The sequence below is a fragment of the Bradyrhizobium sp. Kon37 genome (genome assembly GCF_055807535.1).
Genome location: NZ_JBVVOY010000001.1, coordinates 810,897 through 830,344, shown reverse-complemented (window position 1 = coordinate 830,344; position 19,448 = coordinate 810,897). Strand labels below are relative to the sequence as shown.

Here is a 19,448-nt window from a genome sequence, read left to right as displayed (position 1 = left end):
GTTCGGACTGTCGAGAGGACAGGCGCGGAAGGTTAGCACATCTGCGAGCCGTGAGAAGCGCGCCGCGTGCGCTGCGATAGCGCTCAGTAAAAATTGAGACGGAAAGTCAATGATGGCGAATGCCGCGACGACAACGCTCTCGCTGCAGCGCGGAATCAAGATCACGCGCGGCTAATTTGCAGGCAGCGGGAGGTCCGGAACAAAAAAACGCGAAAACAACCCCATGCACAGTAGAAATGCTCTGGCCATCTTGCTGCCGGTGACGCCGGGTAGACATCTGACGTGTCGAGCGAATTAGCAAAGGTGGCGACTACGGGGCGACGGGGTAGGGACCGTCGTCGAAAATCGACTCATGATAGCCTTTCGAGCCGACAGCGCGCGCCAGCGTGCTGCGAAAATCGCGCTCATCGCGAAGACATTTCAGGACATGCGCGAAGTCGAATTCGGGCTGCCAGCCCAGTTCGCGCCGCGCACGCTCATTGACATAGACGCGGTCGATCGCGGGGAATAGCCGCCAGCCGCGCGCCGCATAGAGCTCCGCACAATCCGGATAGAGCTCGCGCACGACGCCGGCCGCGTCACGTGCCAGCGCCGCGAGATGGCGCTGCTCGAACGGGCTCGTGGCCGACACGATGTAGCGGGCAAACCGGATGTCCGGCGCGCGCTCGGCGGCGAGCAGATGGGCGCTCACCGCGTCCGCGATATCCAGCCGGCGATAGAGCAGCTCGTTGGCCTGCGCATTCTCCGGCGCGTAAGCCGACCGCATCGCCGGATCGTCATCGTCTTCCGGAAAGAAGCGCGAGGTCCTCAAGACCACGACAGGCAGGCCGCGCTCGCGATGGAACAGCTCGCAGAGAGTTTCGGCCATCAGCTTGGTCGTGCCGTAGACGTTCTTCGGAATCGGCGGCAGATCCTCGGTGACCCACACCGCGGCCTGTCCCGCCTCGGAGCGGAGTTGCGAGCCGAACGCGCTGGTGGTGCTGGTGAAGACAAAACTGCGCACGCCGGCGGCCATGGCTGCTTCAAGCAGGTTGAGCGTGCCGGTGACGTTGGTGTCGATGAAGGATTGCTTGCTGTGGGTCGCCACATGCGGCTTGTGCAGCGTCGCGGTGTGGATCACCGCGGTGACACCGTCCATCTGGCCCCGCACGAAATTTGGATCGACGATCGAGCCGACGGCATCGGTGAAGGGCGATGGCTTCAGGTCGATCCCACGCGCAGGCGACCCGCGCCCGCGGAGCGTGCGGAGAAGGGCTTCACCGAGATGGCCCGCGCTGCCTGTGACCAGAATTGTCATTCGCGACCCAATACAGCCGCCAGCCGCGTGGAAGACACGTGCCCGTCCGGTCCAGCTGGATGCTTTGGGAGAAAATTGGAGCGGGCGAAGGGGCTCGAACCCTCGACCCCGACCTTGGCAAGGTCGTGCTCTACCACTGAGCTACACCCGCATCCTGTGTCGGTCGCATGACTGCGCCGGCAACGGCTGTCGTATGCCAAAAGCGGGAGGGGAATGCAACAGCTACCGGCGGCATAGATTTGCAATCGGAGGCCCGATATCGACGCGAACGCGGCCAAATGACCCAAAAACGCCCCGGAACCGGCGAATCGGCCCGCATGGATTGAAATTCGGCCGTCCCGGCCCAATTTAGGGCCAACAGCGAAGCATATGAATTGGCGACGTGCTAAAGACCCGCCAATTCCAGACATCAGACGAGGGGATGCCGTGACGATCATCGACCAGGGTAACGGAGCAGCGGGCCCGGCTGCCGCCGATCTGATCAAGGACACGACCACCCAGACCTTCGTGAAGGACGTCATCGAGGAATCGAAGCGCCAGCCGGTGCTGATCGACTTCTGGGCGGAGTGGTGCGGCCCCTGCAAGCAGCTCACGCCCTTGCTGGAAAAAGCGGTCAAGGCCGCCAAGGGCAAGGTCAAGCTGGTCAAGATGAACATCGACCAGCACCCGGCGATCCCGGGCCAGATGGGCATCCAGTCGATTCCGGCGGTGATCGCCTTCGTCAACGGCCAGCCGGCCGATGGCTTCATGGGTGCGGTCCCGGAGAGCCAGCTCAACGCCTTCATCGAGAAGCTGACCAAGGGCGTGACCGCGCCGGGTGAGCCGAATATCGCGGAAATCCTCCAGGAGGCCGAGGCCGTGCTCGCCGAGGGCGATGCCCCCGCCGCCGCCCAGATCTACGCGGAAGTGCTGCAGCTCGAATCGACCAACATCGCAGCCCTTGCCGGGCTGGCGAAATGCTACGCCGTCTCCGGTGCGATGGAGCAGGCCAAGCAGACGCTCGCCATGGTCCCGGAATCCAAGCGCAACGACCCGGCCGTGAAAGCCGTGCAGACCGCGATCGATCTCGCCGAGCAGGCTGAGCAGCTCGGGCCCGTCGCCGAGCTGGAACAGAAAGTCGCCGCAAACCCGCTCGATCATCAGGCCCGATTCGACCTCGCGATCGCGCTCAACGCCCAAGGCAACCGGGCAGCGGCCACCGAGCAGCTGCTCGCGATCATCAAGCGCGACCGCAAATGGAACGACGACGGCGCCCGCAAGCAGCTGGTGCAGTTCTTCGAGGCCTGGGGCGGCACGGACGATGCAACCGTCGAGGGACGCAAGCGCTTGTCGATCATCCTGTTTTCCTGACGCGCGCTGGCAAGGCCAGGGGACCGGGCAGATGCCGATCAACATCGAATATCGCGGGCCCGCCGACCTTCCGGAGATCCTTCCGGTGTTTCCGTTGCCGGGCGCGCTGCTGCTGCCGCGCGGGCAGATGCCGCTCAACATCTTCGAGCCGCGCTACCTCGCGATGATCGACGATGCCTTCCGCGACGGCCATCGTCTGATCGGCATGATCCAGCCCGACATCGCGCATTCGGCCAAGAACTCCGACAAGCCCTCGCTGTTCAGCGTCGGCTGTGTCGGCCGCATCACCCAGCTCGCCGAATCCGGCGACGGCCGCTACATCCTCGAGCTCACCGGTGTCTCGCGCTTCAAAGTGCTCGAGGAGCTCGAAGTGCTCACCGCCTACCGCCAGTGCAAGGTGGATTTTTTCGCCTTCGTCGACGACTTCACGCCGCGCATGGGCGAGGACGAAGTCGATCGCGAGGCGCTGCTGACGGTGCTGGCGGATTTTTTGAAGGCCAATAACCTCAAGGTCGACTGGGAGGGCGTCGAGACCGCCCCCAACGAAGCGCTCGTCAACGCGCTGGCGATGATGTCGCCCTACGGCGTGGCCGAGAAGCAAGCGATGCTGGAAGCGCCCGACCTGAAAACCCGCGCCGAAATTTTGATCGCGGTCACCGAGATGGATCTCGCGAAGAAGCGCACCAGCGGCGATCCGCCGCTGCAGTGACAGGTGCCTGCACGCTCACGAATGACCGCGGATGCGCTTCCGTCCGGTAATCATCGCGCTGATCAGGTTCTCGCGCTGGAGACGCCCCATCATCAGCACGCCCAAGACGTGCAGCACGACCAGGACGATGACCGCGTCCGACGAATAGTGGTGGGTGTCCTCGACCCACCAGACGCCGAAAAAGGTCACCGTCACCGACATCGCGCCTGATATCGTCGAGACCGCGAGCGAGACCAGCAGCGCCACCAGCATCAACGTGCCGGCGGGATTGAGCCCGATATAGCGGCCGGTGATGCCGCGGCGCAGATTCCAGAGATAATTCGGCGCGGCCCGAAGCCTGACGCCGACCATGCGGAAGCGCGAATAGCGGCTTCCCCAAAGACCCCAGACCAGACGGAACGCAACAAGCCCGAGTACGGTATAACCGACGATGCGGTGAAGTCCGTCATAGACGGTCGGCGTGAACCACGCGGCCAGGACGCAAGCCGCGAGCGCCCAGTGCCACAGCCGCAGCGGAAGGTCCCAGACCGCGACTGTCCGCGAAGCGGTTCGATCCGCGGGGGTCCGGTTGGACTCCCCGCGTGCGTGCGGCACCGTTTCTTCGATCAAGCGAGGACCACCCTCAGGCATGACTTTGCGCAGACCATTTGCGCGCAGACCATCTGGCGCGGTCTACTTCGCAATCGTGTGCTTCAGGCTGAGATCTTCGGGGCTGTAGAACAGCTCGTAAAGCTTGCCTTCCTTGACGCCGTAGACCTCGTAGCACGAGCCTTCGATCTTTGAGCGCCGCACCTCGTAGCCGAGCGCCTTGGCCTTGGCTTCGGCGTCGCTCGCCGGCTTCCACGACGCCTTGTCGAGCTTGGTGCAGTCCTTGAAACCGTCGGCCAAGGCTGCCGATCCCATGCCAATTCCGATCGTCAATGCAACGGCAACAACACGAATAACCTTCACGAACGTCTCCTCTTCTGTCGTGGGCGCTACGCCCTGAGGCGAAGCGGGACCGAAGGAAGCAAAGCACATGATGAAGTCAATGCGGTTCGCGGCCGGCTCGCTTTAGAGTTATTCTAACGATCCGAAAAAGCTCAGCGCTCTCCGTATGCAGCGCGCATTTGAGACGACACTGCGGCCTTACGTCTCACGGTTTGATGGCAAGCTGATCGGGCGCGTCGCTCAGTAGCCGGCGATCGCCATGACGACGACGGCGCTGAGCGCCATCCATCCAAAATGCCGGCCGCGCGTGGCCCATGCGTTGGCGAGAGCGGAGAAGCCGAACACGCCGGCCATGGTGACGACGATCCAGTGGCGCGCCGGCTCCGATTGCATCCAGGGCGCCGCGATCAGGAGCACGCCCCCGCCGATCCAGGCGACGGTCGAGGCCTGCCAGACCAGGCGGATCAGGGTGCGGAGCCGTTCCGGCTCGATGCGGGCGCGGGCAAAGACCTTGGTCTCGCCGAGAATGCCATGAATGAGGGCCACGGCAATGGTCACGCCCCCGGCACACTGGAGCAAGAGATCACGCATCGTCAAAGCTCCTCGCAAATATGGTCCATACAGTTCTGTATGGGGAGATAGGCGCTGGCCTGTCGGCTGTCAATACACTAGTGTATGTTTGGAATCCGGAACCCCGACATGGCCGAACAGCTGACCGCCGACGACTGGATCAAGCAGGGCCTGAAGGCGCTCGCGAGAGACGGCTTCACCGCGCTGAAGGCCGATCCGCTGGCGAAAGCCATGGGGGTCTCGCGCGGCAGCTTCTATTGGCATTTCGTCGATCTCGGCGCGTTCCATGCTGCTCTCTTGAAGCGCTGGCGCGAGATCGCGGCCGAGCAGATCATCGCCGATGTCGAGACGGACAGCGACGAGCCCCTGAAAGCGCTGCTGCGCAGGACTTTTGGCGCGCGGCTCGACCTCGAGCGCGCGGTGCGGAACTGGGCGGCGTTCGATGCGGCGGCACAATCGGCGGTGCGTGCCATCGACCGGCGCAGGCTCGACTATATCGAGGAGCTGCTGAGGAAGCGCAGGTTCGAGGCGGCGACCGCGCGAGCCCGCGCGCAAATCCTGTACTGGACGTTTCTCGGCTTCGCCCTGTCGGGCCCGCCATCGCCGGCCGCGCGGCTCGAGGGCCTGCTCGACGAGATCCTGCGGATGGTTTCAGCTTAAGCGACGCGATGGGCTGCTACGATTTTCTATGCTAGAGGCAACCGACCGCCGGAGACCCCCATGAACGCGCCCACCGAACGCCCCGAAGCCAGCGTCGATCCCAAATTGCTGGAGATTCTGGTCTGCCCGCTGACCAAGGGTCCGCTGGAGTTCGATTCTGCAAAGCAGGAGCTGATCTCGCGCAGCGCCAGGCTGGCCTATCCGATCCGCGACGGCATCCCGATCATGCTGCCGGAAGAGGCCCGCAAGATCGATTGAGAGACTTGTGGCCCGTTGAGAGACTTGTAGCCCGGATGGAGCGCAGCGAAATCCGGGGTTCTTCGTGTGACGCAGCAGCCCCGGATTACGCTGCGCTCCATCCGGGCTACCGAAAATTCTACAACGCCTCGCCCTTCAACAACCGCGGGATCTCACCGGTCAGACCCGCGGCCTGGCGGATGAACAGGTTCTTCAGCGGCGGGGCGCGGTCGACCAGGCCGAGGCCGATGTCGCGGACCGTGCGCAGCAAGGTCGACTGATTGGAGAACAGGAAGTTCAGCGAGTTGGTGGCAACGCCCATTGCCATGGTGTCGAAGCGGCGCCAGCGCTGGTAGCGCTCGAGCACGTCCGCGGCGCCGAGATCCATGCCGAGCCGCGCGGCATCCACGACGACCTCGGCCAGTGCGGCGACGTCCTTCAGCCCCATGTTGAGACCCTGTCCCGCGATGGGGTGGATGACGTGGGCGGAATCGCCGACCAGCGCGAGGCGCTGGGCAATGAAGGAGCGTGCGACGAAATAGGACAGCGGAAACGCGCGCGGCTTGTCGAGCGCCTTCACCTCGCCGAGATGCAGGCCGAAGCGCTGCTCGAGCTCGCCGTGAAATTCCTCGTCGCTCAACGCAACGATACGCGCGGCTTCGCTGCGGCGCTCGGTCCACACCAGCGAGGAGCGCTTGCCTGAAAGCGGCAGGATCGCGAACGGGCCTGCCGGCAGAAAATGCTCTTCGGCGCGGCCCTCGTGATCGCGCTCATGCCCGACGGTGACGACGATGCCGGATTGATCATATTCCCAGCCATGGGTGGCGATGCCGGCGCGCTCGCGCAGTTTCGACTTCGCACCGTCAGCCGCAACCAGGAGGCTCGCTGCAATCACACTGCCATCACCGAGCGTCACGTCGATGCCTTCGGCCCGCGCGTCGTAAGACGACACGGTGGTCGCGCGGAGATCGATGCCCTCGGCCTCGGCGCGCACCACCAGCGCATCGATCAGGCGGCGGTTCTCGACCATATGCGCGAAGGGCTCGCCCGGCGCGACATTGCCGGCAAAGTTGAGGAACGCCGGGCGGGTGGCGTCTTCCAGCTTGGAATCGGTGACGACCATGTCGAGGATCGGCTGCGCCTCGCCCCTGACGTCGTCCCAGGCGCCGATCGCCTCGAACAGGCGGCGGCAGGCCGCCACGATCGCGGTGGCGCGCGGGTCCCGGCTCGGACGTGTGGAGAGCGCGGGGTCGGCGACGATGACGGGGATCTCGGGGCCGAGCCCCTGGCGCAGCGCCAGAGCTAGCGCCAGGCCCGCAAACGCGCCGCCACCGATGACAATGCTACCCTGTACCGACATACCCAATTCCCGGCTAAGTCTTCGCGTTTTCTTGGTCTTGCTACCAGACTTGAGGTGGGCGAAACAGTGCAGTGAAACAAGGGCGGAAAGCCCCCATTGTGTCATTCCGGAGCAGCGAAGCCGGGGCGGCAAGGCGAAAGCTGAATTCCATGTCCAAGAGCCTGATCGATCTCATCTCGGTCCTCGACCTCGAACAGCTCGAGGTGAATCTGTTCCGCGGCAACAGTCCGAAGACCAGTTGGCAGCGGGTGTTCGGCGGCCAGGTGATCGGGCAGGCGATGGTTGCAGCGTGCCGCACCGTCGAGGGCCGGCTGCCGCATTCGCTGCATTGCTATTTCATCCTGCCGGGCGATCCGCAGATTCCGATCATCTACCAGGTCGAGCGCCTGCGCGACGGCAAGAGCTACTCGACGCGCCGCGTCACCGCGATTCAGCACGGCAACGCGATCTTCTCGATCATGGTGTCGTTCCATACCGAGGAGGAGAGCGCGTTCGATCACCAGGACAAGATGCCCGACGTGCCGCCGCCGGAAAAGCTGACGGCGGAGGAGATGGCGAAGCAGCCGATGTTCAAGGAGATGCCGGAGTTCATCCGCCGCTACTATGAATCCGACCGTCCGATCGAGCTGCGCCCGGTCGAGCTCGGCCGCTATTTCGGTGAGAAGATCGAGGACGGCCGCATCCATGTCTGGATCAAGACCGCGGCAACGCTGCCGGACGATCCGGCGCTGCACATGTGCGCGCTGGCCTACGCGTCGGACTTTTCACTGCTCGATGCGATCATGGCGCGCTACGGCCGCACCCTGTTCGACAAGCGCATGATGCCCGCGAGCCTCGACCACGCGATGTGGTTTCACCGCCCGTTCCGCGCCGACGAATGGCTGCTCTACGCACAGGATTCGCCGAGTGCCCGAAGCGGCCGTGGCTTGACCCGTGGCTCGATCTTCAAGCCGGACGGCACGCTGGTGGCTTCCGTCGCGCAGGAAGGCTCGGTGCGCGAACGGAGAGCCTAGGAGGCATAAGCACGATCGATCGCGCGCTTATGCCTCTCGAGGTCATGCCCGGAGCGATCCTCGCGGAGCCAGGACGGTCTCCGACGCGAACCAGTTCATGATCCAGCGATACACCCACGGGATCGGGATGATGAAGCCGCACAGGAATGCGGCTACGATGCCCCGCCAGAGAATCCCGAGACCGCTGCCGTTGAAGACGATCTCCCGCCGCGTGCCTTCGATGCTGCGGCAGAACCAGCGCATCTGAGCCGCGGCGACCCAGGCCCAGCCGATGATGGTGATGATGGAGATCGCAAACAGCAGGCTATAGCCGACATAGGCCCAGACCGTGCCGGTGAAGCTCAGGCCGAGCGGCTGCCCGTTGGAGGCGAGGTTCGCGACCATCCATTTGATCAGGAGCCAGTAGAGAGCGATCTGGGCGAAGAACAGCAAATTGCTCAGCAAGGGGACGCCGATCAACCCGATCACGATCGCCAGAACGATGAAGCCGAAATACCAGGGCACCAGCGCCATCGCATTGCCGGTGAAGCTGAGATTGGGCCGCCCGGGGACCTTCACGCAGGACACGATCCATTTCGTGTACCAGACGAACACCCACGGCACCGGGATGATGAAGCACATGCCGATCAGCATCACGATGCTGCGCCAGGTGAACTCGAGGATGCCGAAATCGACCGCCAGCGATCCGCCGCCGCCTCCGCCGCCGTAACCTCCGGAGCCCATCATCGGCGGTCCGCCGGCGGGCATCATCGGGGGCGCACCGCCGCCGCCGATCAGGCCGGGGATTTCGGCGGCCTTCTGCCAGCCGGCCATGCCCTCCGACCACACCAGCGTATCCGGACGCACGACACCCTGGGCGACGAGGTCGCGGAATTGCCCTTCCTGATAGGGCCCCTGCTGCTTACCCTCGGATGCGTAGAACCAACTCGCCATGAAACGTCCCCCTCGAACATAGTTTTGTACCGGCCGCGACGCTTGGGTTCATCGCATCCATTCCAAAAACGCATTGTGGAGGATGAACGGCTGCCCTGTACAGAGGCGGTCGTTCACATCGCCCAACGATTTTCCGCTTCAATCTGCAACATTTTTATGCCATTTGCCCGGAAAGATGCCAGATTGACGCTGCGCCGGGGACATACGGCGCAGCGCATCCCCGGGGAATAGGCCTGACCATGAAACTCGTCGTCGCGATCATCAAACCCTTCAAGCTCGATGAAGTCCGCCAGGCGCTGACGGCGATCGGCGTCCACGGCATGACCGTGACCGAAGTGAAGGGCTATGGCCGCCAGAAGGGCCACACCGAGATCTATCGCGGCGCCGAATATGTCGTGAATTTCCTGCCGAAGCTGCGGATCGAGATCGCGGTTGCCTCCGATATCGCCGAGAAGGCCGTCGCCGTGATCACCGCGACCGCGCGCACCGGCCAGATCGGCGACGGCAAGATCTTCGTCACGCCGATCGACCACGCCACCCGCATTCGCACCGGCGAGACCGACAGCGACGCGCTCTAGATTTTTGCTTTGACGCGTTTTCCTTTCGCGAACCGGTATCCGCTTCGCTCGAAAACGCTCTTCTTCGATCGCACCGGGCAACGGCGCCACAGCGTGCGACGCAATCAATAGCTGGGGGAAACGACATGGCGGGATTGTTGCGCCGCGCGGCTGCTATCGCCGCGCCGATCGGGCTTGTGTCGATCATGGTCTCGCCGGCGCGCGCCGCGGGCTCGGAGATCAACACCGCCGACACCGCCTGGATGATCGTCGCCACCGCGCTGGTGCTGATGATGACGATCCCGGGGCTCGCGCTGTTCTATTCCGGCATGGTGCGCAAGAAGAACGTGCTCGCGACCATGGCGCAGAGCCTCGCCGCGGTGACGATCATCTCCATTCTCTGGGTCGCGTTCGGCTATTCGCTGTGCTTCGTCGGCGACGGCCCGTGGATCGGCACGCTCGATCGCTGGTTTCTCGCCGGCATGACCATGGACAGCGTCAACCCGGCGGCGAAGACGATCCCGGAAGCGCTGTTCATGCTGTACCAGATGACGTTTGCGATCATCACGGTGGCGCTGGTCGCGGGCGCGGTCGCCGATCGGATGCGGTTCTCCGCCTATCTCCTCTTCTCGGTCGCATGGTTCATCTTCGTCTACATTCCGCTGGCGCATTGGGTGTGGGGCGGCGGCTTCCTCGCCAGCATGGGCGTGCTGGATTTCGCCGGCGGCCTCGTGGTGCATCTGTCGGCCGGCACCGCCGGCCTCGTTGCGGCGAAGGTGATGGGACGCCGTCACGGCTACGGCACTGAAAATCTCTCGCCGTTCGATCTGTCGCTCGCGGTGATGGGCACCGGCCTGTTGTGGGTCGGCTGGTTCGGCTTCAACGGCGGCTCGGCGGGCGCAGCCAATTCGCGCGCGGTGCTGGCGATCATTGCGACCCATCTCGCAGCCTGCTCCGGCGCGCTGACCTGGGGTGCGATCGAATGGTCGACGCGGCGCAAGCCATCCGTGCTCGGCATGATCTCCGGCGCGGTCGCCGGCCTCGGCACCATCACGCCGGCCTCGGGTTTCGTGGCGCCCTGGCACGGTATCGTCATCGGCGTGATCGCAGGCCTTGTCTGCTACTGGGCCTGCACCTGGCTGAAGCACCGCTTCGACTATGACGATTCGCTCGACGTGTTCGGCGTCCACGGCATCGGCGGGATGACCGGGACCCTGCTGGCCGGCGTGTTCGCAACCAGCGCGATCGGCGGCACTGCCGGCCTGATCGAGGGCCATCCGCAGCAGCTTCTGATCCAGCTGTATGGGGTCGCCGTCACCTTCGCCTGGTCGGCCGGCGTGAGCTTCGTCCTGCTCAAGCTGGTCGGCCTGTTCGTACCGTTGCGCGTCTCCCGCGAGCACGAGCTCGAAGGACTGGATATTTCGCAGCACGGCGAGGCGCTGCAGTAATTGGGCTTGCGCAACACATAAGCACATGCTTATGTGTTGCCATGATCGAAGCCGACATCTTCAAGGCGCTGGCCGACCCGACCCGCCGCAAGGTCTTTGAGAAGCTTGCCGGCGGAAGCCTGAATGCCAGCGCCTTGCGCGACGGATTGGAGATCAGCCAACCGGCGATGTCGCAGCATCTTGCGGTGCTGCGCGGGGCGGGCCTGGTGCGCGAACAGCGGCAGGGCCGCTTTGTGAATTACGAGGTCGATCCCGAAGGAATCTCCGCCATCGGGACCTGGCTTGCGCGCTACCGCGCCTATTGGCCGAAACGCATGGATGCCCTCGCCGATCTCTTGAAGGAGATGGATCAATGAGTGACGCCGTGAAGCCTGATCCCTCCGACGCAGCGCTCGTGCTCGAATATGAATTCGATGCGCCGCCGGCCAAGGTCTGGCGCGCGGTGACCATTCCGGCTTTGCGCGAGCGCTGGCTGCCGGATTGCGATCTTGCGGGCGCCGAGCCGGAGACGTCGATCCCAGGCCAAGAGGTGCGCTACCGGCTTCGCGATTCCGAACCGCCGTTTCGCGAAAGCCATGTCATCTTCCGGATCGAGCCGAACGAAGACGGCGGCACCCGCTTCCGCATCATCCAGCAAGCCTGCGAGATCGGCATGAAGCTGCCGCAGCCGGCCAACAGCAATGGCTGCCTGATGCGCGCGGCCGCCTGACACCGACACCACTTCATCACCCCGCAGAAACGGAGGTCGCCGATGCGCGACATGCTTCAGCTCGTCCCCATGGTCGTCGAACAATCCGCCCGCGGCGAACGATCGTTCGACATCTATTCGCGCCTGCTGCGCGAGCGCATCATCTTCCTCAACGGCGAGGTCAATGATGCGATGTCAGGACTGGTCTGCGCGCAGCTATTGTTTCTGGAGGCGGAGAATCCGAACAAGCCGATCAATCTCTACATCAACTCCTATGGCGGCGTGGTCACCAGCGGCCTCGCGATGTACGACACCATGCAATTCATCAAGGCGCCGGTGCATACGCTGTGCATGGGCACCGCGCGCTCAATGGGCTCGTTCCTGCTGATGGCGGGCGAGCCCGGTCACCGCGCCGCCCTGCCCAATGCGAGCCTTCACGTGCATCAGCCGCTCGGCGGCTTTCAGGGCCAGGCGTCCGACATCCTGATCCATGCCACCGAGATGCAGGAAACCAAGCGCCGCATCATCCGGCTCTATGCCCAACATTGCGGGCGCCCCGAGCCGGACGTGGAACGGACCCTGGACCGCGACCACTTCATGACCGCGCAGCAGGCGGTCGACTGGGGGCTGATCGACCGGGTATTCGCGGAACGCAGCGCCGCCTGACGGTCTCTGCCTGCAACCATTCGGCGAGCCTCGCCCCGCTTAAGCTGTTTGGCCGGTTGCGCGCATTCCGTGAGCACACGAGGCAGAGGTCTGATATTTCGCCGCACGACAAGCCCTGCAATAGGCGTCCGCCGTACGGAAATACCATTCTGATGCCCGACGCATGAGCACCAATGTGTCGGCAGCTTGTCGTGCCTTTATTTTAATCAGGCATGGTCAGGTATTGAGCGCGACGTAATGGCGCACTGCACCGCAATACGCGTCAAACGCGAAAACACCCGTTTTCATAGTCCGTTAGGCAACACGCCCGATCTGGCACGGCATTTGATTCTATGGGTCCTGGCTGTGCCCGCGTAGTGAACTTTCTCCCTCGTGGCGAACCAGTCGAGAAACGCCCGGCCACGTCCGGACCGGGCCCAAGCGGGGATAGGACCCATGAAAATTGTTATGGCGATTATTAAGCCATTCAAGCTGGAAGAAGTCCGTGACGCCCTGACCGCCATCGGCGTTCACGGTCTCACGGTGACGGAAGTCAAGGGATATGGCCGCCAGAAGGGCCATACGGAAATCTATCGCGGCGCCGAATATGCCGTGAGCTTCCTGCCCAAGATCAAGATCGAGGTCGCTGTCGCCTCCGACCAGGTCGACAAGACCATCGACGCCATCACGACCGCCGCGAAAACCGGGCAGATCGGCGACGGCAAGATCTTCGTCATCAATCTCGACCATGCGGTTCGTATCCGCACCGGCGAGGCCGATGCTGCGGCCCTTTGATTTCGCGCTCAATCAAAATTCAATCAGGAGTAAATGAAATGACGTTTAAGCGTCCCTATGGCGCGGGATTGGCGGCTCTCGCAGTCGGCCTGTTCGCTGCGACCGCAGCCTACGCCGAGCCAACGGTCAACAAGGGAGACAACGCCTGGATGCTGACATCGACAGTGCTCGTGCTGTTGATGACGATCCCCGGCCTCGCGCTGTTCTACGGCGGCCTCGTCCGCTCCAAGAACATGCTCTCGGTCCTGATGCAGGTGTTCTACACCGTCTGCGTCGTCACCGTGATCTGGGCCGTGTACGGCTACAGCCTCACCTTCACCGGCGGCTCGGACTTCATCGGCGGCTTCTCCAAGGCCTTCATGATGGCCGTCACCACCGACTCGAAGGCCGCGACCTTCTCGGTCGACGCCAACATCTCGGAGCTCATCTATATGTGCTTCCAGATGACCTTCGCGGCGATCACGCCCGCCCTCATCGTCGGCGCCTTCGCCGAGCGCATGAAGTTCGCGGCGCTCGCGCTGTTCGTTCCGCTCTGGGTCACGCTGATCTACTTCCCGATCGCGCACATGGTCTGGTACTGGCCCGGCCCGGACATGATCCAGGACGCAGCCAAGGCTCTGGCTGCTGCGGCTGATGGCGCAGCGAAGACCGCGGCGCAGGCCAAGCTCGACGAGATCAACGCCGACGCAGGCTGGATCTTCAAGAAGGGCGCGATCGACTTCGCGGGCGGCACCGTGGTGCACATCAACGCCGGCATCGCAGGCCTCGTCGGCGCTCTGCTGATCGGCAAGCGCGTCGGTTACGGCAAGGAGCTGATGGCTCCGCACTCGCTGACGATGTCGATGATCGGCGCCTCGCTGCTCTGGGTCGGCTGGTTCGGCTTCAACGCCGGCTCCAACCTCGAAGCCAACGGCGGCGCAGCCCTGGCCATGACCAACTCCTTCGTCGCCACCGCAGCCGCCGCGCTGTCGTGGATGTTCGCGGAGTGGATCATCAAGGGTCACCCATCGGTGCTCGGCGTCATCTCCGGCGCTGTCGCGGGCCTCGTGGCCGTCACGCCTGCCGCCGGCTTCTCCGGCGTGATGGGTGCGATCGTCCTCGGTCTCGTGGTCGGCGTGGTCTGCCTGTTCTTCTGCACCGTCGTGAAGAACGCGCTCGGCTACGACGACAGCCTCGATGTGTTCGGCGTGCACTGCGTCGGCGGCATCATCGGCGCCCTCGGCACCGGCATCCTCGTCAATCCGGCGCTGGGTGGTGCGGGCATCATCGACTACACCGCGATCCCGCCGAAGGTTGCCGATTACGACTTCGCAGCGCAGATGATCTCCCAGATTTGGGGCGTCGGCACCACGCTGGTGTGGTCGGGTATCGGTTCGGCGATCCTCTACAAGGTCGTCGATGTGATCGTTGGCCTCCGCGCCAATGTCGAAAGCGAGCGTGAAGGCCTCGACATCACCGAGCACACCGAGCGCGCCTACAACATGTAAGTCTCCTCCCGGGCGTGGCCTCCTCGGAGGTCGCGCTCACAACTACGGTTTGGGGCACATACCCGGCAATGTCCCGACCGTTGAGGGGCTCCAGCGCAAGTTGGAGCCCCTTTCTTTTTGTCCGGCTAGACGGGAAGAAACGCGAAGAAAAGGATTGCCATTCCGGACAACCGGCGCAGAAATATCGACCACAACAAACAACAAAAGGGAGGTCGTCATGCGGTTGGAAGGCGGATGCTATTGCGGCGAGGTGCGCTATGTCGCCGAGGGCGACCCGATGATGCAGGCGCAGTGTCATTGCCGCGAGTGCCAGTACATCTCGGGCGGTGCGCCCAACACATTCATCGCGATGCCGGCGGCCGGCTTCAGCTACATCACCGGGCAGCCCAAGCAGTTCACGCGCAAGGACCTCGAACGCGCCGTCACGCGCGAATTCTGCGGCGAATGCGGCACCCATCTGGTGACCAAGGTTCCGGGACTGCCGGCCGCGATCCTGAAGGTCGGCACGCTGGACGAACCTGCGCAGTTCCATCCGCAGATGGCGATCTACACCTGCGACAAGCAGGACTTCCACGCGATCCCCGCGGGCATGGCGACATTCGAGAAGTTGCCGGCGCACTAAGACCGCGATGACGGCGCGCTCCCTCCCCCGCATGCGGGGGAGGGCTGGGGAGAGGGTGCCTCAACATCGGGACAGTCCCTGGATGGAGAGAACCCTCACCCGCGCCTCCGGCGCGACCTCTCCCGCAAGCGGGAGCGGCAAGAACCGCGGCGCATCCCCTTGTTATCCGGCCTCATTATTCCTGCTGTGGACGGAGCCGACGGCCGATGGTTAATCGCGTCTTAACCTCGCCCTATCTATGGTGAACTGAACCGCTTCCCGCCGGCGCCTTGGTCGCGACCGGCTGTTCCAAGAGTGCTGGCGTCCAGAATGGCTATGACCGCTTCATCCCGTGCGCCGCAGGACAGCGGAAGCTCCGATAGCGAACGCTCTCCCTTCGTTCGGCTGAACGAACTGCTGGCGCCGCATCAGCCCGGCAAGCCTTTGATTTCGCTTGCCGTCGGCGAGCCGCAGCATCCCGTGCCCGACTTCGTCGGCCCGGTGCTGGCCAAGCACATCGCCGATTTCGGCCGTTACCCCGCGAACAAGGGCACCGACCCGTTCCGCAAGGCTGCGGGCGCGTGGCTGTCGTCGCGCTTCAAGCTGCCGCGCACCCTCGATCCCGAGAGCGAGATACTCGTCCTCAATGGCAGCCGCGAAGGCCTGTTCCTCGCCGCGATCGCGGCGGCGCGCTATGTCGGCCCGCGTCCCGGCAAGCCTGCGATCCTGATGCCGAACCCGTTCTATCCGGTCTATGGCGCCGGCGCCCGCGCCGCCGCTTGCGAGCCGGTCTACCTGCCGACCACCGCCGAGAACGGCTTCCTGCCCGATCTCGACGCCATCGACGAGGCGACGCTGGCGCGTACGGTGGCGTTCTATCTGGCTTCGCCCGCCAACCCGCAGGGCTCGGTCGCCTCGCGCGATTATTTCACGCGCCTGAAGCAGCTCGCCGACCGCTACGGCTTCGTGATCCTCAGCGACGAGTGCTATTCGGAGATCTACACCCGCGAAGCGCCCGGCAGCGCGCTTGAATGCGCCGGTCCTGATTTCACCCGCGTGGTGGCGTTCCAGTCGCTGTCGAAGCGCTCGAACCTGCCGGGCCTGCGCGTCGGCTTCGCCGCCGGCGACAAAAAACTCATCGGCATGTTCCTCGAGCTGCGCAACATCGCGGCGCCGCAGGTGCCGGTCCCGCTGCAGCATGTCGCGACCGTCGCTTACGGCGACGAGGCGCATGTCGAGGAGAACCGCAGGCTCTACCGGATCAAGTTCGATCTCGCCGACCAGATCATCGGCGGTCGTTACGGCTATCGCCGGCCCGACGCCGGCTTCTGCGTCTGGCTCAACACGTCCGAAATCGGCGATGACGTGTCTGTGTGCCTGAAACTCTTCAAGGAAGCAGGCGTGCGCGTGGTGCCCGGCAGCTATCTGGCGCGGCTCCAGCCCGACGGCTTCAATCCCGGCGCAGGCTACATTCGCCTTGCGCTGGTGCAGGATGGCGAGACCACGGCGCAGGCGCTGCACCGCCTGGTCGAGACTCTGGGTTAGGCGGGGCCCGTGAGCATGTCGACAATCGAACGTGTCATTCCCCTGGTCGGCCATCTGCCGCCCTCGATCCGCGAGGGGCTGGCGCGGCGCGTGCGCGAGCTCAGCGGTCTCGGCCTGATCGCATTGTCGGGCGTCGCCTCGGCGGCGCTGATGACCTGGTCGGTCCAGGATCCCAGCCTCAGCCACGCAACGTCGCGGCCGATCCGCAACATTCTCGGCTATGCCGGCGCGATCGGCGCCGACCTTGCGATGCAGATCCTCGGGCTCGGCGCGATCATGCTGGTCCTGACGGTCGCGGTCTGGGGCTGGCGCATGCTGACCCACCGCCCGTTCGACCGCGAGGCGCTGCGGCTCGGCTCCTGGGTTCTCTGCACGGTGATCGCGGCGGGCTTCGTCAGCTGCTGGCCACATGGCGGCGCCTGGCCGCTGCCGACCGGCCTCGGCGGCGTGGTCGGCGATGCCTTGGTTCGCGCGCCCGCGGTGATCTTCGGACCGCCGGGCATGATCTATCGCGTCGTGCTCGGCACCATCCTGTTCGCCGCGATGGCGGCGACCTTCCTGATCGCCTGCGGCCTTGGCGCACGCGAGCATGACGACGAACTCGCGGAGATCGAGGACGACGACAAGCCGCTCGACCAGGACGATGAGGGCGATCGCGGTTCGGTATCGCTGGGCTGGCTATTCCACGCCTTGATGAGCACGAAGGCGCGGCTGATCTGGTTGCTTGGCGCTGCCTACCGCTCGCTGGTCTCGAGCGGACCGAAGACCAAGGCCGTTGCATTCAGCCGCCAGGAGCCGAAGCTCGGTGGCGGCCGCGCCGCGCCATCGATCTCGCCGCAGGCCCAGGACGAGGACTACGACGACGAGCACGAAGAGGTCGAGGAAGACGAGGAAGAGGAGGAGGAGCCCGCCGCCCGCGCGCCGCGCAAGAAGGCCGCGCCCAAGGCCGCTTCCAAGAAATCCTCCGACAAGTTCGAGCTTCCGTCCGTGTCGGTGCTGGCCGCGCCGAAGGCCGGCGATCGCCAGCCGCTCAGCAAGGCCGAGCTGGAAACCAATTCGCGCGCGCTCGAAGGCGTGCTGCAGGATTTCGGCGTTCGCGGCGAGATCGTGAAGGCCCATCCGGGTCCCGTGGTCACGCTGTACGAGCTGGAGCCGGCGCCGGGGATCAAGTCTTCGCGCGTGATCGGACTGTCCGACGACATCGCGCGTTCGATGAGCGCGCTGTCGGCGCGCGTCGCCGTCGTGCCCGGACGCAATGCCATCGGCATCGAGCTGCCGAACGCGCATCGCGAAAAGGTCTATCTGCGCGAGCTGCTGGTCGCCAAGGAGACCGTCGATTCGGTTGCGAAACTGCCGCTCTGCCTCGGCAAGACCATCGGCGGTGATCCCGTCATCATCGACCTCGCACGCACACCGCACATGCTGATCGCCGGTACCACCGGCTCCGGCAAATCGGTCGCCATCAACACCATGATCCTCAGCCTGGTCTATCGGCTGCGCCCGGACCAGTGCCGCCTGATCATGGTCGATCCGAAGATGCTCGAACTCTCCGTCTATGACGGCATTCCCCATCTGCTCACGCCCGTCGTGACCGACCCGAAGAAGGCGGTCGTCGCGCTGAAATGGGCCGTGCGCGAGATGGAAGAGCGCTACAAGAACATGGCCAAGCTCGGTGTGCGCAACATCGACGGTTACAACACGCGCTTGCTCGAATTGAAGGCCAAGGGCGAAGAGCCCACGCGCACGGTGCACACCGGCTTCGACAAGGAAACCGGCAAGGCAATCTACGAGGAAGAGAAGCTCTCGCTCGACCCGCTGCCCTACATCGTCATCATCGTCGACGAAATGGCCGACCTGATGATGGTCGCCGGCAAGGACATCGAAGGCGCGGTGCAGCGCCTCGCGCAGATGGCGCGCGCCGCCGGCCTGCACGTGATCCTCGCAACGCAGCGTCCATCGGTCGACGTCATCACCGGCACCATCAAGGCGAACTTCCCGACCCGCATCGCCTTCCAGGTGACGTCCAAGATCGACAGCCGTACGATTTTGGGCGAGATGGGCGCCGAGCAGCTGCTCGGCCAGGGCGACATGCTCTACATGGCCGGCGGCGGTCGCATCAGCCGCGTGCACGGACCTTTCGCGTCGGACGAGGAAGTCGAGAAGGTGGTGCGCCACCTCAAGACGCAGGGACAGCCGGAATATCTCGAAGCCGTCACGGCCGAAGAACCTACCGAGGACGAGGACGGCGCAGTGTTCGACGCCTCCGCCATGGGCGCGGATGGCGGCGGCGATTTGTTCTCGCAGGCCGTTGCGATCGTCAAACGCGACCGCAAGGCCTCGACCAGCTACATCCAGCGCCGCCTGCAGATCGGCTATAACCGCGCCGCATCGTTGATGGAGCGCATGGAACTCGAGGGCATCGTCGGACCCGCCAACCACGCCGGCAAGCGCGAGATTCTGGTCGAGGAAGAAGACAGCCATATGTGAGGCGAGCCGCCTCAGACCGCCATTTCACGCAAAAACGTTATCTGCTTTTGGCCGAAATCACGCTAAAAGGGCGCCCAGCCACACAGGACGACGCGTTGATCAGACATAAGGACATTCGATTCGCTGCCATCATCGC

At 64.3% G+C, this 19,448-nt stretch carries 21 protein-coding genes and 1 tRNA gene; 15 read left to right on the top strand and 7 right to left on the bottom strand.

What is annotated here, in order from left to right; translation table 11 throughout:
- Window positions 1–310: 310 nt before the first annotated feature.
- Both AC0L3J_RS03945 and AC0L3J_RS03940 read right to left on the bottom strand, forming a co-directional pair.
- Window positions 311–1,297: an NAD-dependent epimerase/dehydratase family protein gene (locus tag AC0L3J_RS03945; protein WP_473346019.1), complete on the bottom strand. Its 987-nt coding sequence runs from the start codon at window positions 1,295–1,297 to the stop codon at window positions 311–313.
- A 76-nt stretch (window positions 1,298–1,373) separates the two neighbouring features.
- Window positions 1,374–1,448: transfer RNA gene (locus AC0L3J_RS03940), tRNA-Gly, on the bottom strand.
- 275 nt (window positions 1,449–1,723) lie between these two features.
- Between AC0L3J_RS03940 and trxA the strand changes: the two genes are divergently transcribed.
- Both trxA and AC0L3J_RS03930 read left to right on the top strand, forming a co-directional pair.
- Window positions 1,724–2,647: a thioredoxin gene (trxA, locus tag AC0L3J_RS03935; protein WP_473346018.1), complete on the top strand. Its 924-nt coding sequence runs from the start codon at window positions 1,724–1,726 to the stop codon at window positions 2,645–2,647.
- A gap of 31 nt (window positions 2,648–2,678) precedes the next feature.
- The gene (locus AC0L3J_RS03930) at window positions 2,679–3,356 is read left to right on the top strand and encodes an LON peptidase substrate-binding domain-containing protein (RefSeq protein WP_027514858.1); all 678 of its coding nucleotides are present in this window, start codon (window positions 2,679–2,681) and stop codon (window positions 3,354–3,356) included.
- Between the two features lie 15 nt (window positions 3,357–3,371).
- On the opposite strand, the gene AC0L3J_RS03925 is transcribed toward AC0L3J_RS03930, so the two are convergent.
- From AC0L3J_RS03925 to AC0L3J_RS03915, 3 genes are all read right to left on the bottom strand, one after another.
- Window positions 3,372–3,965 carry a cytochrome b/b6 domain-containing protein gene (locus tag AC0L3J_RS03925; RefSeq protein WP_473346017.1) on the bottom strand — a complete coding sequence of 198 codons (594 nt, stop codon included), beginning with the start codon at window positions 3,963–3,965 and terminating at the stop codon, window positions 3,372–3,374.
- Window positions 3,966–4,028: 63 nt separating this feature from the next.
- Window positions 4,029–4,307: a PepSY domain-containing protein gene (locus AC0L3J_RS03920; protein ID WP_007598654.1), complete on the bottom strand. Its 279-nt coding sequence runs from the start codon at window positions 4,305–4,307 to the stop codon at window positions 4,029–4,031.
- Between the two features lie 219 nt (window positions 4,308–4,526).
- Complete coding sequence (locus AC0L3J_RS03915; RefSeq protein WP_473346016.1) at window positions 4,527–4,877, bottom strand: hypothetical protein; 351 nt, start codon at window positions 4,875–4,877, stop codon at window positions 4,527–4,529.
- Window positions 4,878–4,985: 108 nt separating this feature from the next.
- Here AC0L3J_RS03915 and AC0L3J_RS03910 point away from each other — a divergent pair, with 108 nt between their 5' ends.
- Entirely contained in the window at window positions 4,986–5,516 is a 531-nt protein-coding gene (locus AC0L3J_RS03910; protein WP_473346015.1) for a TetR/AcrR family transcriptional regulator, read from the top strand.
- Window positions 5,517–5,576: 60 nt separating this feature from the next.
- Entirely contained in the window at window positions 5,577–5,774 is a 198-nt protein-coding gene (locus AC0L3J_RS03905) for a Trm112 family protein (protein ID WP_027514851.1), read from the top strand.
- 118 nt (window positions 5,775–5,892) lie between these two features.
- Here AC0L3J_RS03905 and AC0L3J_RS03900 read toward each other — a convergent pair whose 3' ends face one another.
- Window positions 5,893–7,113, bottom strand: a complete 1,221-nt coding sequence (locus AC0L3J_RS03900; protein ID WP_473346014.1) for a ubiquinone biosynthesis hydroxylase — start codon at window positions 7,111–7,113, stop codon at window positions 5,893–5,895.
- Window positions 7,114–7,262: 149 nt separating this feature from the next.
- Between AC0L3J_RS03900 and tesB the strand changes: the two genes are divergently transcribed.
- Window positions 7,263–8,126 carry an acyl-CoA thioesterase II gene (tesB, locus tag AC0L3J_RS03895; protein ID WP_473346013.1) on the top strand — a complete coding sequence of 288 codons (864 nt, stop codon included), beginning with the start codon at window positions 7,263–7,265 and terminating at the stop codon, window positions 8,124–8,126.
- Between the two features lie 42 nt (window positions 8,127–8,168).
- Here tesB and AC0L3J_RS03890 read toward each other — a convergent pair whose 3' ends face one another.
- Complete coding sequence (locus tag AC0L3J_RS03890) at window positions 8,169–9,059, bottom strand: DUF4339 domain-containing protein (protein WP_473346012.1); 891 nt, start codon at window positions 9,057–9,059, stop codon at window positions 8,169–8,171.
- A 239-nt stretch (window positions 9,060–9,298) separates the two neighbouring features.
- Here AC0L3J_RS03890 and AC0L3J_RS03885 point away from each other — a divergent pair, with 239 nt between their 5' ends.
- From AC0L3J_RS03885 to AC0L3J_RS03840, 10 genes are all read left to right on the top strand, one after another.
- The gene (locus tag AC0L3J_RS03885; RefSeq protein ID WP_007598647.1) at window positions 9,299–9,637 is read left to right on the top strand and encodes a P-II family nitrogen regulator; all 339 of its coding nucleotides are present in this window, start codon (window positions 9,299–9,301) and stop codon (window positions 9,635–9,637) included.
- A gap of 125 nt (window positions 9,638–9,762) precedes the next feature.
- Window positions 9,763–11,064: an ammonium transporter gene (locus AC0L3J_RS03880; protein ID WP_473346011.1), complete on the top strand. Its 1,302-nt coding sequence runs from the start codon at window positions 9,763–9,765 to the stop codon at window positions 11,062–11,064.
- Between the two features lie 41 nt (window positions 11,065–11,105).
- On the top strand, window positions 11,106–11,420 hold the full coding sequence (locus AC0L3J_RS03875; protein WP_247285017.1) for an ArsR/SmtB family transcription factor: 315 nt from the start codon (window positions 11,106–11,108) through the stop codon (window positions 11,418–11,420).
- Entirely contained in the window at window positions 11,417–11,773 is a 357-nt protein-coding gene (locus tag AC0L3J_RS03870) for an SRPBCC family protein (RefSeq protein ID WP_456766903.1), read from the top strand. Before AC0L3J_RS03875 ends, AC0L3J_RS03870 begins: the two co-directional genes overlap by 4 nt.
- Before the next feature lie 42 nt (window positions 11,774–11,815).
- Window positions 11,816–12,418 (top strand): ATP-dependent Clp protease proteolytic subunit, encoded by a 603-nt coding sequence (locus AC0L3J_RS03865; RefSeq protein WP_018459663.1) that lies wholly within the window; start codon window positions 11,816–11,818, stop codon window positions 12,416–12,418.
- Window positions 12,419–12,853: 435 nt separating this feature from the next.
- Entirely contained in the window at window positions 12,854–13,192 is a 339-nt protein-coding gene (locus tag AC0L3J_RS03860; protein ID WP_007598642.1) for a P-II family nitrogen regulator, read from the top strand.
- A gap of 38 nt (window positions 13,193–13,230) precedes the next feature.
- Window positions 13,231–14,679 (top strand): ammonium transporter, encoded by a 1,449-nt coding sequence (locus AC0L3J_RS03855; protein ID WP_473346010.1) that lies wholly within the window; start codon window positions 13,231–13,233, stop codon window positions 14,677–14,679.
- Window positions 14,680–14,896: 217 nt separating this feature from the next.
- Window positions 14,897–15,301, top strand: a complete 405-nt coding sequence (locus AC0L3J_RS03850; protein WP_007604095.1) for a GFA family protein — start codon at window positions 14,897–14,899, stop codon at window positions 15,299–15,301.
- A 309-nt stretch (window positions 15,302–15,610) separates the two neighbouring features.
- Window positions 15,611–16,825, top strand: a complete 1,215-nt coding sequence (locus AC0L3J_RS03845) for an aminotransferase class I/II-fold pyridoxal phosphate-dependent enzyme (protein WP_456766905.1) — start codon at window positions 15,611–15,613, stop codon at window positions 16,823–16,825.
- Window positions 16,826–16,834: 9 nt separating this feature from the next.
- The gene (locus tag AC0L3J_RS03840; protein WP_473346009.1) at window positions 16,835–19,312 is read left to right on the top strand and encodes a DNA translocase FtsK; all 2,478 of its coding nucleotides are present in this window, start codon (window positions 16,835–16,837) and stop codon (window positions 19,310–19,312) included.
- The last annotated feature ends 136 nt before the right edge of the window (window positions 19,313–19,448 follow it).